Raw genomic sequence first — 17,009 nt, 5'->3', positions numbered from 1 at the left:
GTCCTTCTTTATGATAAATCTCTGTATAGAGCGATTAAGCCTAATACCTCACTACCTAAGGAGAAGAGACATGAAAAGTTACAGAAAAGAACTCTGCTTTGATATCCCCACAAGGAGGGCCTTTTTAAATATTACGCCTCAGGTAAAACAGTGCCTGAGAGAAAGCAATATCAGTGAAGGTCTCATACTTGTCAACGCCATGCATATTACAGCTTCCGTTTTTATCAATGACGACGAGTCAGGCCTCCACCAGGATTATGAAAAATGGCTTGAGTCACTTGCGCCCCATGAACCGATTTCACAATATATGCATAACAGGACCGGTGAAGACAATGGCGATGCCCACCTCAAAAGGCAGGTCATGGGCCGTGAAGTTGTCGTTGCCGTCACCGATGGAGACCTCGATTTCGGACCCTGGGAGCAGATTTTTTACGGTGAATTTGACGGCAGGAGAAAAAAGCGGGTTCTGGTAAAAATCATCGGCGATTAGGAAAACTGTACCAAAGAAGAAAAACTCTTTTTTCAACCAAAAGAGGACATAATCATCCAAAAAGTCTTATATCTTGCATTAAAAACTTGCAATCTGATAATATGTGTAGTCCGTCGTCTCATCGATTCAGAAGAGACGAAACATGAACTCAATAAAGCATGAAAATGAGGAAATAATGGAAGATGAAAAAATAGAATTATGTTGCCCTGCCGGGAACCTTCCCTCTCTTAAGGCGGCAATAGACAGTGGCGCCGATGTGGTTTATCTGGGATTCAGAAATGCCACCAATGCCCGAAATTTCGAAGGGCTCAATTTTAGCAACAAAGATATAGGCAACGGCATTGAATATGCCCATAAAAAGGGAAAAAAAGTCTATATTGCCATCAACACCTTCCCCCAGTTTCACGATGAGAAGGTATGGTTTGAATCGGTAGACAATGTTGTCCACCTCGGCGCCGATGCGGCTATCATTGCCAACATGGGAATATTGCAGTATGCCGCAGAAACCTACCCCGACCTGAGGCTTCACCTGAGTGTCCAGGGCAGTTCATCCAATGTAGAAAGCCTTAATTTCTACAGGGAGCATTTTAACGTTAAAAGGGCCGTTCTTCCCCGCGTGCTTACCGTCGAGGAGATTCGCGAAATCAAAGATGAAATGAGCGATTTTGAACTGGAAGTTTTCGGATTCGGCGGCCTCTGCATCAACATCTGCGGAAGATGCTACCTGTCGTCTTATATTACAGGCGTCTCCTGCAACACAGGCGGCGTCTGCTCGCCGTCAAGTTTCGTATCCTTTGAAAATGAAGGAAATGAACTGAAGGTGAGCCTTGGAAGCGTCGTGCTTAACAAGTACGCCCCCGGTGAAGTCACCTCTTATCCTACGAGCTGCAAGGGCCGCTACTATTTCAACGGCGAAGAACTCGGCTATCCCATCGAGGAACCGTCGTCACTTAATGTCCTCGAAATCCTCCCCCAAATGATAGGAAGCGGCGCCGATTCCCTTAAGGTAGAGGGAAGACAACGAACGAGGTCTTATGTCTCCACCATGACGGGCATACTGAGAGATGCCATTGACCGTTACTATGACGACCCGGAAGGGTACTATGTAGACGACAAGTGGATGGAGCAGGCAGCCCAGACCATGGAAGGGATGCAAACAACCTACGGATCCTACATCCAGAAATAGTCACCTCATATCTGAATTTCAACTAAAGGAAAGGCAATGACAGAAACGAATACCAACCTATCCCTTGGTCCGGTCCTTTACGACTGGAGCAGGGAAGAACTGCTGAATTTTTATGATGAAGTAGCCGATTATCCCCTATCCATCGTTTACATCGGCCAGGTAGTCTGCCCAAAGATGGCAGGCCTTACCCTGTCCGACCTTGAGAAAGTCGGCAAAAAGCTCGAAGCAGCAGGGAAAAAGGTCTATATATCATCCCTGGCTCTCGTAGCAGATGAAATGGACAGAAAACGGGTGCAAGACGATGCGGCCCTCCCCTTCCCCATTGAGTGTAACGATCCCGCATCACTCCAACTGGGAAAAGGTAAGGAACTTGCCGCAGGCCCTCATATTACAAGCTATAATGTATCGACAGTTAACTTTCTCAAGTCTGCCGGTATAAGCCGGCTTATCTTCCCCGTCGAACTTTCTATCGATTCAATGAAGGTAGTTATTGATGAGTGCGACATAAAAACGGAGGCCTTTGCTTACGGCAATTTACCCCTCGCTTTTTCATGGCGGTGCTATACGTCAAGAGCTTTCGGTCTTTTAAAGAGCAACTGCAAGTATGACTGCCGCAAGTTTCCCGAAGGAATGCTCATTGAGGATCTCGACAGAAAACCGCTCTTCAAGTTGAACGGAACGCAGATATTAAGCGGCAAGTGTTCGAACCTGATCCGGGAAGTGGACGATCTAAAAGCAATCGGTGTAGATACACTGAGGATATCCCCTCAACATAAAGTGACAAAAGAGGTGGTCAACATTTTCAGCAAGAGACTGGCCGGTGAAATCGATGCCGACGAAGCAATGGAAATGCTTAATCCACTGGAGAAAATCGGTTTCTGCAACGGCTGGTCTCACGGCAAGGCGGGGCTCGAGTTTCTTGAAGGGGATGAACTGGCTGATCTGGCTCTTGAATAAAGCCTGGTTGGACACAGATTGACACAGATCATTTATGATAAGCACTGATCTGTCATTTCGAAGGTATGTGAGAAATCTTTTTTATAATTAGCTCCCAGGATTTCTCCCTTTGGTCGAAATGACATTACAAGGAGAAACATAATCATAGGGCATCATAATCAATCAGTGAAGATCAGTAGCTAATCAATTAATTAAGGAAATTAAATGTTTTTCAAACTATTCCTCATATTCACCATCGTTCCCGTCATTGAGCTGGCCCTGCTTATCAAGATCGGCACAGTCATTGGGACCTTAAACACGATAATGCTTGTTATCTTTACAGCCATGCTGGGCGCTTACCTTGTGAAGATGGAGGGAATCAGTGTTATTACCCGCTTTCAGCAAAATATGCTGGAGGGCCGCTTTCCGGCGGAAGAGCTCTTCGACGGCGCTCTCGTTCTCATTGCCGGCGCCTTGCTCGTCACACCGGGTGTTACTACCGATTTAACAGGGTTCCTGCTTGTTATTCCTTCATCACGGCTTATTATCAAGCAATTTTTAAAGAAATATATAAAATACAGGATGTCCATTACGGATATCCATATCCGTAAGTTTTAAGTAAAACTATTAAATTGGAGGATTAAAATGCCAAAACCGGAAAAAATCATACTTGTTTGCAGTAACAGAAGACCGCCTGGACACCCGAGAGGGAGTTGCGGAGAAGTGGGCGCTTCCGACGTTCTTAATGCATTCAGGGAAGAAAGAGAAGCCAGGGAACTTAATGGTAAAATCACGGCGACAGCATCAGGTTGTCTCGGACCTTGCAACCTGGGAACAGTGGTAACGGTCATGCCCGATAACGTATGGTACAAAGAGGTCCAGCCTGGGGATGTTAAAGAGATCATGGATTCTCACATTGAGGCGGGAGCTCCCGTAGAACGGCTCTTAATAGCCGACAGCGAATGGTTTTAAGCTAGTGTTGCGTCAACCGTCAATTGACAGCCTCAGAGCCTTTCATACAGTCCAAGGCAAGGCGCAATCACGCAGGAATAGTTATTCATATTTCAAGTGGCTGCAACACAGCATTGGGCGGTATGAATGGTTCCCTTCGGGCGAGATGATAAGCGGCCATCTGCTGTGTTGCGCTCGCTTGAATTATCTACAGCTAGTCCCGCGCTCGCGCGCCTTGCATATGACCGCTTATCATCTCGCTGAGGCTGCTAATTTACGGTTGACACAACACTAATGAAGGAAACCCTGCTCATACTCTTCGCCTATCTCATCGGCTCCATCCCAACCGGCGTTATACTCGCCAGATACTATGGTATCGGTGATATCACCAAGGAGGGAAGCGGTAATATCGGCGCCACCAATGTGGGAAGAGTTGCAGGGAAAAAAGCAGGAATAATAACACTGGCGGGGGATACGCTGAAAGGCGTCATCCCCCTGCTGGTGACGACAGTAGTAGCAGGGGATTTCCCCTGGCTCATCGCAACAGTAGGGCTGGTAGCCTTTCTCGGCCATATTTATCCCCTCTTTAATAACTTTAAAGGCGGCAAGGGTGTTGCCACGGCACTGGGCGTCTTTATCTATATCAGTCCCCTGTCCGTACTTGCAGCTATAGCCGTTTTTGGGGGGCTTGTCTACATTTGGCGATTTGTCTCCCTCGGCTCCGTCGTCGCTGCCGGTCTCATGCCCGCATTCATTGGTCTCTTTTCGGAAACAAAAATTTATATTATTCTTGCCGTCATCATTGGCGGAATTGTTATCTACAGGCATAAAGAGAATATTCTGAGACTTCTTGAAGGACAAGAAAACAAACTAGGTGAGGAAAAAATTAAAGAGGAAGAAGTAGAAAAACCACAAGTCTCAGAAGAAAACTAATACTTCCAGATACCTAAGCCCTTCTCCTGGGCATCTCTTTGCAAACGAATAAAAAGAGCCTGATACTCAAAGTCACCGGGATACTCTTCCGTCATGGCAAATCCCTTCCTGAGCAACTCAGCATTGACAAAGGCCTGCTGCCCCAGAAAAACATGCCCCAGGTAATTTCCTTTTTTATCTTTCTTTCTTTTACCGAGCAAAACCGTTACTGTCTTGCCCTTAACCAGTTTTTCATGAAAACTTAGCACTTCAGTCATCCTGTGCGACAAATCGTTTTTAGAAAGAAATGTCGATGGGTCACGTACACCAATATACTTAACCTTTTCTCCTGAAGTGAGAATTATTGCATCCACTCCTGCTATTTGAGCTACTTTTCCCCTAATATCGTACAGTTTTTTCCCTTCCTCTGATTTTAAAGGAACTACTTTTACTGTCGGTTTTTTTGGGGGATTTACTTTAGGCTTCGGCTTTGTCTTTACTTCCGGTGCAGGCTTTTGTTCCGGCTCTTTTACCAGAGACTCGGGATTCTCTATTAAAGGAGGTTTCGACTTAAGATCTTCCGGCGGGGGATTGTCGGAAAAATGCAACACGCCCTTTTCATCTACCCACCTGTACTCCTGGGAAAAGGCACTAGCTATATTTAAGTTAAGAGATGAAACAATAAAAAAAATAATAAGCGGTTTTAACATTTTGATTCTTATTTTATAGGTTATTTCTTTGCACTCTTTGCACCCGCAGGGCATAAACGTCTTTGCGCGAAATATTTTTACTCATTCGACTATAACAACTTCATTAATAATAATCCCCTCTTTTTCACAAAGGCCCTTCGCCTTTTCAAGGTCACTTTCAAGTATCTTGACCATAAGCCCGCATTTACTGACAACACCTTTGGCTTTCGGAAAGAGCCTGTTTGCTATGCCGTTATTATTAAAAAGGCTTTCCACTTTCATGGTCAGGTGGGTTGTTTCAAAAACGAGAAAAGTCCCCTCTCTCTTTCTCAGTTTCTCCCTCTTTTCAGCTTCCCACACAACTACTTTCCCCCGGCAATTTCCCGCACAGCCGCTATGACGGCATCAATCTCTTCCATAGTGTTAAAGTAACCGGGGCTTAATCTGACACACCCTCCCGGATAGGTCCCAAGGAATTTGTGGGCATCGGCAGCACAATGCAGCCCTCCCCGCGTCATTATACCGTACTCATCATCGAGGCGAAAGGCCACTTCCGAAGAATCTATCCCTTTAATGTTAAAGGAGAGAAGAGAGACTCTCTCTTCTGCATGGAGACTGCCGTAAATCGTGATGCCAGGTTCACCGGCAAGACCTTCTATCAGCCTTTTTATAAGGCTCATTTCCTTTTGCCTGATGGCAGGAAAACCCTCTTCCAGGATGAACCTCGCACCGGCGCCAAGGCCGGCAATACCCGGCGTATTCATCGTTCCCGCTTCAAACCTGTCGGGAAGCTCAAGGGGCTGTTCATCACCTGAAATACCGGCGCCTGTGCCCCCCTCTTTAAGGGGAGTAAGATTAATATGGGGAGCAATATAGAGAATCCCCGTCCCCTGCATTCCCAGCAGGCTTTTATGTCCCGCCGCCGCCAGGAGATCAATTTTAAGCTCATTCACATCAATTGGCATAGTCCCTGCCGTCTGGGCTGCATCGAGAAGAAAAGGAACGTTCCTTTCCCTGGCCAAAGCGCCAATCCCGGCAACAGGCTCAATGGTTCCAATAACGTTAGAGGCATGGGTAAGGGCAATGAGGGAGGTATTATTCTTTATCTTTTTTTTTATCTCTTCCGCATGGAAACAGCCGTCCTTGTCACAATCTATTTTACTGACTTGCACCCCTTTTTTCTGCAAGGCGGAAAGGGGTCTTGTTATGGAGCTGTGTTCAATCCCCGAAGTAATAACATGGGAACCCTCTCCGACAATTCCCTTGATTGCAAGATTGAGCGCCTCTGTGGCGTTTGAAGTAAAAATAAGGCGGGAACTGTCTTTTATGGAAAAGAGGTTTGCCAGGGATTCTCTTGCATCGAATATTACCCTGTTGGCGGCAAGGGCCATCCTGTGACCCGACCGGCCGGGATTGCCGCCTCTTGTTCGCATCATCTCTTCCACGGCCCTGTATACGGATTCAGGCTTGGGAAAAGACGTGGCTGCATTATCCATGTAGATAGCAGGCTTTTTCATAGGTCACTTAAATCCCCATGATGGCATTTTTTAAACAGAACTGAAAGGCTTACTGAAAAGGAGATAGTACCACTCCTTATGGAAGTGATGGTACTTTAATGGCGTGATCCGTGCTGAACTGGTAATCTTCAAAAACCTGCTCAGCCGTAAGCAACTGGTAGCTGCCGTCGGCAAGCCGGTTTGTCGTATCTTTCAGACGATAAACGTAATGTCCGCATGTCCAGCACTTATAGTTTTTCATTTGGAAACATAAGCAGGTCTTGTCAAAAACGGATACTTTATCCCCCTTCTCCAGTTCCCTGTAGTAAGAATCAATATAACTGCAGTTACCGTCCTTGTCGAGAAGATAACCGAGCATTTCGCAATTAGGTTTCACACCGGAACCGACGGCAGGGCAATGCTTAAGCATACGCATAGGATAGCCTGTCGGAGAGATCGTATTGACAACAATATCTTCTTCTTTTGCCTTAAAGTACTCCTGTTTTACCTCATCAGGCATGGCGCATTCTCTGGTAATGGTAAAACGGTTGGCTACCTGGATTCCTGATGCGCCCATAGCCATGAATTCAACGCCGTCGGTCCCCGTAAAAATCCCCCCTGCCGGAATAACGGGGATATGAATGTCCTTATCCTTGAGGTATCTAATAACTTCGGCGACAATATCTTTCAGGTTGAATTTCTTCCAGTCTTCTGCACCAAAACCGAGGTGACCACCGGCAAGAGGCCCTTCTACGACAATGAAGTCGGGCATTCTATTAACCCTTGCAGCTCTTTTAAGAAAGAGCATAAGGGCCCTTAAGGATGACACAATAACACCGAGTTGAGTGTCACGGAATCGGGGATGATCACTAATCAGATCAAAGGAGCCGAGATGGAGTCCGGCGCTTAGCGTAATGCCGTCTATGCCCGCATCCATGGCTGCCGCCAGCCGCGTTCTGAGCGTCTCCTTTGGCGCATTCATGGTCAGCTTTTCCATGCAGTTAATGTAGATGGCGCCGTCACCCTTCTTGCCGTTCATGGTATGTTCGACGTGAAGTTTGGTCGCCTTTTCAACATGAGCAAGGTCAAACTGCGCCTCTGCCTTGTTTCGAAGAGGCGCCACATGCCGGTATTTGTTGAGTTTTTCCCTATCGAAGCTTGTTCCGTAATATTTGTCGGAAACAGACTGGATGAGCGCATCAGATATGTGCCCTATTCCGCCAAGCCTGGCAACTTCAAGCGCCAGTTCGGCATTGGAAATATCAACACCCATACCGCCAAGCATAATGGGCACGTATTCTTTCCCGCCCAGTTTCAGACGGTAATCATCCAGTTTATTCATTCTCTTTTTTTAACCTGTGCAGATTTTATAAATTGGGAACAGGGACTAGCCATCAATGATGGAAATGTTACTCAGCCGGCTGGCAAGATAGTTGATTATCCCTTTCAAAAGAAGTCAGCTAGTTCTCTCTTTCAACCACGTAGTTTGCCATTTCAAGAAGGGCCTCCTTCATTTCAGAGTCCTCAAAAACAGCAATATTCTCCTTTGCCCTGGCAATGTAATCTCTCGCCTTTTGAACAGTATAGTCAATCCCCCCATACTTATTGATAAGATCCAGGGCAAGGGAAAGGTCATCTTCGTTTATTTCATCCAAATCAAGAAGCCCACTGATAGATTCTTTCTCTTCAGAGGTACATTCATTGAGCGCCTTAATCACTGGAAGCGTTACTTTTCCTTCCTGCAGATCCGTTCCTATGGTTTTACCGAAATCTTCTTCCGTAGAGACATAATCCATACTGTCATCCATCAGTTGGAAGGCAATCCCCATATTCATGCCGTAATCCCTGAGGGCAAGTTCTCTTTCTTCATCCACCTCTCCAAGGATTCCGCCTACCTGACAGGCAGCAGCGATGAGCACGGCTGTTTTATCAATAATTACCTGGATATAATCCTCTTCCGTCGTATTAATATCATTTGTTTTAATCAACTCAAAAACCATCCCCCTCGCCATATCTGTCGTAGCGTCGGAAAGAACCTTGAGTATCTTGATGCTATTGCACTGAACAGCCATGGAAAAAGATTTGGAGTATAGAAAGTCGCCGATAAGAACACTGGCTTCGTTGCCCCAGACGGAGTTGGCCGAAGTCATTCCGCGCCTTAAGTCTGCATTGTCGACAACGTCATCATGCAGGAGCGTGGCCGTATGAATAAACTCGACAACACTGGCCAGAAGGATATGATCATTACCGTTATATTGCACGACTTTGGCAGTCATGAGTAAAAGAATGGGACGCAGCCTTTTGCCGCCGCTAAGGAGCACATATTCCCCCACCTTGGGTATAAGCTCTACCCTGGACTGGAGGTTTCTCCTGAACTCATCTTCCACACGCAGAAGATCGCCTTCAACAAGCTTTAATATCTTTTGAATATCCATAATTTAGAAACGCTCATGATAGCTAAAAGGCCTATTCTTGTCAAAGGAAAAGTTGTCTGTTATAGTGTTTATTCAGCTTTCAATGTAAAAGGACAGGACACATCTAATTGAAAAAAAGAGCAATAAAAGTTTTTACCTTTTTTGCCGCTGTTCTTATTCTCACGACAGCGGCATCGTATTTTTTTATAAATGGTTATATTTATCCTCTCATCATCACATCGACAAAAAGAATTATCAATGAATTCACCGGCGGAGAGACGGAAATCGGCAAGGTTGAACTTTCTTTATTTCCTCCCGGCATTGAAATGTCAGAGATCACTTTTCTTATTGAAGAAAAGGAAAAAGCGGTCTTTCACTTAAAAAAGATCAGAGCCGAACTTAATCCCATCCAGGCCTTTTCAGGGACAATTAACATTAACCGTATTTCAGTCATCGAGCCTGAACTGGATGCTTTTTCCGGCGCTCTGCCGGAGAAGTTCAGGAGAGACGACACCGTTAAGGACAAACTTCAGCCCGAGTTTTTCAAAGCCAGCATCAGAGAAATCAGCGTTGAAAAAGGGCACTTCATAATCAGGCTAAGTGAAGATGAATTCATCGAGATAGAAGAGGCCTATATTTCAACGTCAAAAACAGATACAGGCAGTGATACCTTCACAATCAATGCGGCAAAAGGCAAGGTCGCCATGAAAGGACGGCAGGAAGATTTTAGCGGTATAAAAGTGGAAGGAACGAAAGATGAAGCAAAAATAAAGCTTCACAACATATCCATCTCCCCGGAGTGGAGCACCCTCTCCGGCTCGGCAACAATCGGCATAAAACCATTGAAATATGTAAAAGGGAGCATAAGGGGAAAAATTCCTTTTAACAGGGTCTCCCGTTACATAAAAAAAGAGTTGCCCTTTAAAGGACAGGGGGACTTTGCCGCTCACTTTAGCTATAACAATAATAAAGCGGACCTTAAGGCAAGCCTCGTTTACGATAAAAAGAAAAAACCTCTTCAAATAGACACTTCTCTCCAGTTCCTTCATAAAGAGATAAAGCTCAGGAAGGGGGAGCTTATTGCTGACAACCTGGATGTGAGCCTGAAAGGGAGTATTTTCCCGGACAACAAAATTGACCTCCGGGCAAGGCTTGCCTTTGGTAATCTTTCGGGCCTCCTCTCCCCCTTCATGAGCCCTGTTCCAAAGGGGAGTTTTGCAACTGAAGGAAAAATAGAAGGCAGCCTGTCAAAGCCTGAAGTAAAAACCGCCATTAAGGCCGTAAATATTGCCTACGGAAAGTACAATGCAGAAGAACTGACAGGAGCACTAAACTATGGCGATAAAAAGCTATGGACGGAGGAAATAAAAATGAGCCGGGGAAAGGCGACAGTCTCAGTCGGCGGAAGTCTCTCCTTTTCCGACAAAGCTCCCCTGGAAAGCGACATAAGAATCGAGGTCCCTTTCTGTAAAATTTCGGAACTCCTTGCCATAGGGGGTAAAGACTTTCCCATGGAGGGGCAAATCAAATCTCGGCTCAACATGGTTGGAAACATTGAAAACCCGGCGATCAGTGGAGAGTTTATCATTAGTGAAGGAGAACTTTTCGGTGAAAGGGCAGATCATGTAAAACTGAAGGGCAAGTACCTTGACAATAGCTTTACCATAGAAGAATTCCTTCTTTACAAAAGCCGATCGACAGTCAGGGCAAGAGGCGCTATTTTGTCGGGAGGAGAAATCAATGTCACCTTTGAGGCAAACCGAATCGACCTTGCCCGCATAAATCATATTGACAACAAAGTTGAAGGCATTGTAAACCTGAAGGGAAAAGTGGAGGGCAACCTCTCAGCGCCTATCGTCAGGGCAAGTCTCCTGGCGGAGAAGCTCAAAAGCAGCAAGTCCCCTGTTTTTGCCGACCTGGGAGGTGATCTTTACGCAAAAATCAATCCCACTGAACCCGACAAACAAAAGATCTCCTACAGTTCCAGTAAACTCCAGTTCGTACTGAGCGATGAAAACCGGATTTCCTTAACGCCTTTTACCCTGAAGTTTAATAAGGGCCTCTTCTCTTTCAGCCGCACCAGTTTCAGCGACCGCTACGGCAGCGTTTCCATGAAAGGTTCTCTCTCGGTCGATGGAAAGGCCGACATTTCCCTTATAGCCATTGCACAACTCGAAGGGCTTGAAAACAAGCTGAAAGGAGTGGAAGACATTGAAGGGCGCGTCGATGTGGATGTAAAAATAAGCGGCAAAATCACCAAACCTCTCCTGGAGGGCGCCATGAAGGCCCAAAAAGGAATGGTAAGATTCAAGGGTTTCCCTTATGACATGAACGCTATTTTTGGAAAGCTGAAGCTCATCGGCAACAGGATTACCATCGACAACCTGAAGGGCAAGCTGGAAGGATCAGACTTTACAGGTGGAGGACACCTTGTTTTTGACGGTTACAAACCGTCTGAAATAAAGCTCTACTTCGATGTGGAGGAAGTGGACCTGACCATCCCCCGCTGGCTGCCGTCGAGATCGAAGGGGAGAGTGACGGTAACAGCCACAGGCAAGGAGGTAACCCTTGGTGGTGATATCGAGGTAATAAGAGCAAGCTACACCGATCAGCTTGAATTCAAGGGCTTTCTTGCAAAAATGGTCAAGCTTATCGACACAAAGGAGATCAATGCAAAGACGGGGAATAAAACCGATAAAGGCAAGCTGAATGTTAAAATCCACTTCAGGGCCGATGACAACCTCATCATAAAGAATAATCTCAGTAACATGGAACTAAAGGGGGACCTCATCCTTATAGGAAAGGGGGGCAAGCTCTCACTCATAGGAAAGCTCGAAACAATCGGTGGAAAAGGCTATTTCAGGAACAGGGAGTTTTCAATCAGCAAGGGGACGGTAGACTTTACTAACAGGGAGAAGATCGTACCCGTGGTAAACATCGATGCAGAAACAAGCATTAAGGACTACCTCGTTAATGTTAATGTAACGGGCCCCCCAAAAAACCTGGTATTTACCCTGAACTCGGACCCGCCTCTCGAGGAGAAGGAAATCGTCTCACTTGTCACTTTCGGCTATACAGGCGACGAACTGAGAGGGAAAGGAACAGAGATTACCTCGCTTGGCGCAGCATCACTCATACTGCAGGAAGATATTGAAGCCACCATAAAGCAATATTTCGGCTTTGACCGCTTGAGAATCGAGCCCTACTACTCGGAAACAGCGGAAACAACGGAAGCCCGGATAACGGTGGATAAAGATCTCGGTAAAAATACAACGGCGACCTATTCAAGGGGCATGTCGACCCTCGATGAAGAAGTCAAAGTAGAGTACAAACTCGACGACAATCTCTCCTTCGAAGGAAGCTGGGCTTCGACGGAAGAAACGGTGGGGGCCTTCGGCGGGGATGTGATTCTCAGGTTTGAGTTTGAGTAGGAAACATGTTTATCTTTCTTTATTTCTCAAAAGCCTTGCTATCCTCCACAAAAGACTTCATCCCTTCATCAGTCAGCGGATGGTCAGCCACTCTCATGAGGATAGGCGCAGGTACGGTCAAAATATCGGCGCCGCAAAGGAGTGATTCGGGAACCTGAACGTCATTCCTGAAGGAAGCGGCAAGCACTTCCGTTTTAATATGATAATTGCTGAAGATAGTCGAAATTTCATGGATGAGCCGGATTCCGGCATCTTTTCTCGCCCCCCCGGAAGCAACGTAGGACGTATTATGGACCCTTGTATTCTCCTTCGCCCCTCTGTGGTCTTCCATGTAATATAGTGCGTTTCCAATATCCCTTTCGGCTTCATCATGCTTGTAGAGATAATCAGCCACCCTGCCGAGGAAAGGCGAAACGTAGCTAGCACCCGCTCTCGCCGCCCAGAGAGCCTGGGTACTGTTGAATATAAGCGTGGCATTCGTTTTAATGTCCTTTTCCCAGAGGGCACGAAGGACTTTCAGGCCCGTGTGCTTGTCCATGGAAGAATCGACGGCCTGATAGCCCCCGACAGGCACCTTGATGACCACATTGTGACCATAAGCAGCCAGTTCTGCCGCCTGTTTAACCATTTCATCTTCTGTAAGTTCCGTCAACTCCAGAGAAACGGGATAAGGGTCCATGAGCCTGACAATTTCCTTCATCATGGTCTTGGCATTCTCCCATGAATCAGCCCCTGCCCTTTTCATGAGCGTCGGGTTCGTCGTCACACCCGACACGATACCCGCATCGAGAAGCGGTCTGATTTCATCGATTGAACCCGTATCGGCAAATATTCTGGGCGCCTTTTCAGCGGGGTGTCTCAGTTTTTTCCCCTGCGGCGTAGGCGCCGTCTCCTCCATAAGCACCCTTCTGGCGCCCACATGGGCCGGGATTTCGTCCGGTCTCAACATAAACTCCTCCTTTAGACAGATGGCTTTGTCTATTGATCATATTTTTTGGAAATCACTATAGCATAAAGAAAAAAGAAGGGCAAAAAAGTTGGTGTTCCTATGTTGAATCCGCTAAAAATCAAGGGGGCTCATTATCTCTTTTTTGGTCTGACTTTTCATTGTATGCAGGTATATCATGGTTGTTCTAATATCACTATGCCCCATCAGTTGCTGAACAGTACGAATATCATAATTGGCCTGGAGCAGATGTGTAGCAAAACTGTGCCGGAAGGTATGAGCTGAGGCGCGTTTTAAGAGCTTTGCTTTATTAACAGCCTTTTTCATCTCCTTTTGCATGTGACTTTCGTGCAGATGATACCGTTTGACTTCTTTTGATCCCTTTACGATAGTTAACTTTTTTGCAGGAAAAAACCACTGCCATATAAGTTCTTTCGATGCATTTCTATATTTTTTTTCAATTGCATCAAACATAAAAGCGCCGTCATAACTATTTTTGAGATCTTTTTCATGAAGATTTTTTACAAGCTCTATTTGTTCATTTAAACAAGGCATTAAAGTGTCAGGTAGTGGCACTGTTCTGTCTTTCTTGCCCTTTCCATCGTGAACGGTCAATATCCCTTCATCAAAATTGAAATTGTTGATTCTAAGTTGAAGGCACTCAAAACGTCTCAGTCCGCAACCATACATAAGCTGTGCGGCAAGTTTATAAGGATTATCGAGGTGAAACAGAATCCGGTCTATCTCTTCACGCGTTAATACAACCGGAATATAGGGTTTTCTTTTTGCCCTGACAGTATCTTTATGTATGCCGAAATCCTTTTTTATAACATGCCTGTAAAAGAAGAGAAGACCATTAAACGCCTGATTCTGGGTAGAAGCCGCAACACCTTGATTCACAGCCAGATGTTCCAGATAGTTTTTAACATCTGAAGAGTCAAGAAGTTCGACCTCTTTGTTCCTTGTAAACCCCTGAAACTTCTTCACCCACATATGATAGGCCGAAAGAGTTCTTCTGGAGTAATGCCTTACCATTATAGACTTTTTCAATCTCTCCATTGCTTCATTCCACCCGGCGGCTCTCTTTTCAGATGAGATTTCTTCTCCAGGCCACGGTTCTGCGGTATGGGGATTTATCCTGTCATTGAGAGGGAAGCGCGGCAATCTGCTGTCGGCAGGGTGTGAAGGATTTGAATGGGACCTCTTATCAAAACTGAATAAATAAAGTTTTACCGCCTGAGATGCTTCTTTTTGCTGATCCATTGATTGATTCTTTTCCTTCAGTTTCTCTATAAAAGGGAGAAGACTTTCTTTATCCAGTGCTTTGTAATTATATTTTTTACAGAAATCAAGATAATAGCTGAGCCATTTTCTATAAAGATTACGGCTTTTTATGGGCAATTGTTTTTTGTGCAAAATAGCATCGAATTTTGCTCTAATATCTGTTGGTATATTCATTTTGAGTGATATTAATAAAACTTCATATATACTGCTTCTAGTAGTTATGCATAAAAGAGACTGTTGATTATATTATGGAATTTAAAAAAAATCATCAACATTATTTGCAAATTGATATTTTGTCTGTTAGAGTACGTAAAAACTTTAGACTAACTGGTTAGCTCGCAGAGGAGTACTTATTGGAAACGAACGAAGGAAGGGTATATTTCGCACTAGATGGTGACGGTTTTGATCCTGACCAATTGACGAAATTTTTAGGAATAGAGCCAACTTCGATAATACGTAAAGGATCAAAGGTTCCTGGGGAAATTCCTAAAATGAGTACATGGGAGCTTTCCACGAACAACGTCGTCAATGAATGTATCGATGTATTTGAAATGGCTTCGGAGATAGTTAATAAACTAAAGCCAGTGAAGCATCTCATTATACAAGCCAAGGAGCGCTTCAATGTTTCTCCAAGGCTTGAAGTTGTTTTATGGTTCTCGGCAAATGATGAGCACTCTACTCCAACCATAGGCTTTGAGCTTGATACAGTAGAGTTTTTGGGAGAAGTTGGTGCATTTATTGATATCGATACATATAAACATTAGAGCTAACCAGTCATTACCTTTAGGCGAATGAAGTCAATAAAAAAAATTTAGACTGTCTTTTCACTTCTCCTGTTTTTCGATATTCAAATCCTTTCAAAGTCCTTCAGCATCCGTTCCTCAACTGGCAATACTACCAAAGTTCGGTCCTTGCTTTATTTGCAGGACATCCATACTTTATAGGCCATGTCAGGAACTCCCGGCCCCAAGTGACTTACTGTGAACCTGATGGTCCCTTGAGGGCCACAAGCGAGTGGCGGTCATCTTTAGGGCCGGAAGCTGCCGGACTTGTTAATTACATTTTCTCTTTTCTATTCTCCTTGAAAGTTAAAGCTTTTTATGCCGCCATCCGATACTCGGTTTCACAGGTAAAAAACCGCTCCATATCAAATGCTTCCCCTGATTTATACCAACCGTAAAACTTCTTCAGAAAGTTCCTCGATACTACAGTCATGGCCTTTGTCCCCACCATCTTGTCTACGTCTTTTTTAGCATGATAATACTCTCCGTAGAGATGATTCCTTCTGACGAGGGGCAAAATGATGATATTCAATAGCTTCCTTAGAAGGGGGCGCCCCTTCTTCGTAATCTTGCTTTGTCCCTGATATTTTCCACTCTTCCTTTCACAGATATTGAGGCCACCGTAGCGCATCAACTGCCGCCAGTGTAAAAAGTCACCCAGTGGCCCCGTCTCTCCCAAAAGCCTCGCCAGGTTAGTCTCAGATATTACATTAGGTGTAGGTGGCGGAATGTTAGGGTCTTTCTCCCTTAAACGATCCAGTATCTCCTGCATCTTCACTTTAAGCCGCTTTTTGCGCCCTATCTGCTCATCATAATCTCTTATCAACTGATGAAGCTGTATCTCCAGTACCTCTATGTAGCCATTGGGAAGTTCATTAAGGACTGAGCTTGAAGCATCACACCAGAGCCGTCTTAAGGTCTCCTGCCTTATCCTTGGAACTGCCTTTTTCATAGTAAGGCTGAACTCTTCATAGCCTGCGTCTACTATCCGGTAAGGATTGCAAGCAAAGTGTTTTATGAGGGCTCTGCCTGAAGTGTCGTATAAAAAATCCTTCTTGAAGGTATAGTCACAAAAGAGTTCTACCAGCAGGCGGTTGATCTTGCATCTGGCCCGTGTTATCTCCACATCGGTATCATCGTAAAGTTTATTCAGCTTCCTCAACATCAGGTAATCCTCATTGAGCATTCGGTGTTTTATTACCTTGCCAAGCTGCCCCAGCGTCCTGATCACACGGGGATCTTTCGTATCAGTCTCCATTTAATAGGGACACATCCCAATTAATTGACAGCAACAGATTGATATGATATAAATCGACCATGCCAAGTATCGCAAGAATAGTTGGATATGGATATCCCCATCACATCTTCAAAGAGGAAACAACAGAGAGAATGTTTTCCTCGATAATGATCGATAAGTATTTTTACCTCAAGTTGCTAAAACGTTATTCAGATTTTTGAAGAAGGAGAAAGGGATAGTTACAAAAAGTTTATA

General features: G+C 45.1%; 16 protein-coding genes. 8 read left to right on the top strand and 8 right to left on the bottom strand.

Annotated features, from left to right (window positions below; all coding sequences use genetic code 11):
- The first annotated feature begins 70 nt into the window (after nt 1-70).
- The 6 genes from OEV42_00080 to plsY all read left to right on the top strand — a co-directional run bounded on the left by OEV42_00080 (nt 71) and on the right by plsY (nt 4,496).
- Nucleotides 71-490, top strand: coding sequence for a secondary thiamine-phosphate synthase enzyme YjbQ (locus OEV42_00080; GenBank protein MDH3972646.1), 420 nt, complete (start codon nt 71-73; stop codon nt 488-490).
- A gap of 142 nt (nt 491-632) precedes the next feature.
- Nucleotides 633-1,676 (top strand): U32 family peptidase, encoded by a 1,044-nt coding sequence (locus tag OEV42_00075; GenBank protein ID MDH3972645.1) that lies wholly within the window; start codon nt 633-635, stop codon nt 1,674-1,676.
- A gap of 36 nt (nt 1,677-1,712) precedes the next feature.
- Nucleotides 1,713-2,633, top strand: coding sequence for a U32 family peptidase (locus tag OEV42_00070; GenBank protein MDH3972644.1), 921 nt, complete (start codon nt 1,713-1,715; stop codon nt 2,631-2,633).
- 204 nt (nt 2,634-2,837) lie between these two features.
- The gene (locus OEV42_00065) at nt 2,838-3,230 is read left to right on the top strand and encodes an FxsA family protein (GenBank protein MDH3972643.1); all 393 of its coding nucleotides are present in this window, start codon (nt 2,838-2,840) and stop codon (nt 3,228-3,230) included.
- 27 nt (nt 3,231-3,257) lie between these two features.
- Nucleotides 3,258-3,584, top strand: coding sequence for a (2Fe-2S) ferredoxin domain-containing protein (locus OEV42_00060; protein MDH3972642.1), 327 nt, complete (start codon nt 3,258-3,260; stop codon nt 3,582-3,584).
- A gap of 273 nt (nt 3,585-3,857) precedes the next feature.
- Nucleotides 3,858-4,496: a glycerol-3-phosphate 1-O-acyltransferase PlsY gene (gene plsY, locus OEV42_00055; GenBank protein MDH3972641.1), complete on the top strand. Its 639-nt coding sequence runs from the start codon at nt 3,858-3,860 to the stop codon at nt 4,494-4,496.
- On the opposite strand, the gene OEV42_00050 is transcribed toward plsY, so the two are convergent.
- From OEV42_00050 to OEV42_00030, 5 genes are all read right to left on the bottom strand, one after another.
- Nucleotides 4,493-5,185, bottom strand: a complete 693-nt coding sequence (locus OEV42_00050) for a thermonuclease family protein (GenBank protein ID MDH3972640.1) — start codon at nt 5,183-5,185, stop codon at nt 4,493-4,495. The two genes, plsY and OEV42_00050, sit on opposite strands and share 4 nt — an antisense overlap.
- Nucleotides 5,186-5,266: 81 nt before the next feature.
- Nucleotides 5,267-5,524: a DUF3343 domain-containing protein gene (locus OEV42_00045; GenBank protein MDH3972639.1), complete on the bottom strand. Its 258-nt coding sequence runs from the start codon at nt 5,522-5,524 to the stop codon at nt 5,267-5,269.
- Nucleotides 5,525-5,526: 2 nt separating this feature from the next.
- Nucleotides 5,527-6,681 carry a cysteine desulfurase gene (locus tag OEV42_00040; GenBank protein ID MDH3972638.1) on the bottom strand — a complete coding sequence of 385 codons (1,155 nt, stop codon included), beginning with the start codon at nt 6,679-6,681 and terminating at the stop codon, nt 5,527-5,529.
- Between the two features lie 76 nt (nt 6,682-6,757).
- Entirely contained in the window at nt 6,758-8,002 is a 1,245-nt protein-coding gene (locus tag OEV42_00035; protein MDH3972637.1) for a nitronate monooxygenase, read from the bottom strand.
- 118 nt (nt 8,003-8,120) lie between these two features.
- Nucleotides 8,121-9,089, bottom strand: a complete 969-nt coding sequence (locus OEV42_00030) for a polyprenyl synthetase family protein (GenBank protein ID MDH3972636.1) — start codon at nt 9,087-9,089, stop codon at nt 8,121-8,123.
- Between the two features lie 113 nt (nt 9,090-9,202).
- On the opposite strand from OEV42_00030, the gene OEV42_00025 reads away from it, so the two are divergent.
- Nucleotides 9,203-12,505 (top strand): translocation/assembly module TamB domain-containing protein, encoded by a 3,303-nt coding sequence (locus OEV42_00025; GenBank protein MDH3972635.1) that lies wholly within the window; start codon nt 9,203-9,205, stop codon nt 12,503-12,505.
- Nucleotides 12,506-12,524: 19 nt separating this feature from the next.
- Here OEV42_00025 and OEV42_00020 read toward each other — a convergent pair whose 3' ends face one another.
- A complete protein-coding gene (locus OEV42_00020; GenBank protein MDH3972634.1) occupies nt 12,525-13,454 on the bottom strand; it encodes a hypothetical protein in 930 nt (309 codons plus the stop codon).
- 111 nt (nt 13,455-13,565) lie between these two features.
- Nucleotides 13,566-14,909, bottom strand: coding sequence for an integron integrase (locus tag OEV42_00015; GenBank protein MDH3972633.1), 1,344 nt, complete (start codon nt 14,907-14,909; stop codon nt 13,566-13,568).
- A 179-nt stretch (nt 14,910-15,088) separates the two neighbouring features.
- Between OEV42_00015 and OEV42_00010 the strand changes: the two genes are divergently transcribed.
- Nucleotides 15,089-15,499, top strand: a complete 411-nt coding sequence (locus OEV42_00010; protein ID MDH3972632.1) for a DUF4279 domain-containing protein — start codon at nt 15,089-15,091, stop codon at nt 15,497-15,499.
- 334 nt (nt 15,500-15,833) lie between these two features.
- Here the strand turns inward: OEV42_00010 and OEV42_00005 are convergent, their stop codons facing one another.
- Nucleotides 15,834-16,775, bottom strand: coding sequence for an IS110 family transposase (locus tag OEV42_00005; GenBank protein ID MDH3972631.1), 942 nt, complete (start codon nt 16,773-16,775; stop codon nt 15,834-15,836).
- Nucleotides 16,776-17,009 lie beyond the last annotated feature (234 nt).

The sequence above is a fragment of the Deltaproteobacteria bacterium genome (assembly GCA_029860075.1).
GTDB lineage: Bacteria > Desulfobacterota > JADFVX01 > JADFVX01 > JADFVX01 > JAOUBX01.
Note: the sequence above shows the minus strand (reverse complement) of the source record. Positions and strands in the feature narration are given on the sequence as shown.

Bases quoted from the DNA above. Each gene is read 5' to 3' on its own strand.
- OEV42_00080 (MDH3972646.1), top strand. From the start codon at position 71: ATGAAAAGTTACAGAAAAGAACTCTGCTTTGATATCCCCACAAGGAGG.
- OEV42_00075 (MDH3972645.1), top strand. From the start codon at position 633: ATGAACTCAATAAAGCATGAAAATGAGGAAATAATGGAAGATGAAAAA.
- OEV42_00070 (MDH3972644.1), top strand. From the start codon at position 1,713: ATGACAGAAACGAATACCAACCTATCCCTTGGTCCGGTCCTTTACGAC.
- OEV42_00065 (MDH3972643.1), top strand. From the start codon at position 2,838: ATGTTTTTCAAACTATTCCTCATATTCACCATCGTTCCCGTCATTGAG.
- OEV42_00060 (MDH3972642.1), top strand. From the start codon at position 3,258: ATGCCAAAACCGGAAAAAATCATACTTGTTTGCAGTAACAGAAGACCG.
- plsY (MDH3972641.1), top strand. From the start codon at position 3,858: ATGAAGGAAACCCTGCTCATACTCTTCGCCTATCTCATCGGCTCCATC.
- OEV42_00050 (MDH3972640.1), bottom strand. From the start codon at position 5,185: ATGTTAAAACCGCTTATTATTTTTTTTATTGTTTCATCTCTTAACTTA.
- OEV42_00040 (MDH3972638.1), bottom strand. From the start codon at position 6,681: ATGAAAAAGCCTGCTATCTACATGGATAATGCAGCCACGTCTTTTCCC.
- OEV42_00035 (MDH3972637.1), bottom strand. From the start codon at position 8,002: ATGAATAAACTGGATGATTACCGTCTGAAACTGGGCGGGAAAGAATAC.
- OEV42_00020 (MDH3972634.1), bottom strand. From the start codon at position 13,454: ATGTTGAGACCGGACGAAATCCCGGCCCATGTGGGCGCCAGAAGGGTG.
- OEV42_00015 (MDH3972633.1), bottom strand. From the start codon at position 14,909: ATGAATATACCAACAGATATTAGAGCAAAATTCGATGCTATTTTGCAC.
- OEV42_00005 (MDH3972631.1), bottom strand. From the start codon at position 16,775: ATGGAGACTGATACGAAAGATCCCCGTGTGATCAGGACGCTGGGGCAG.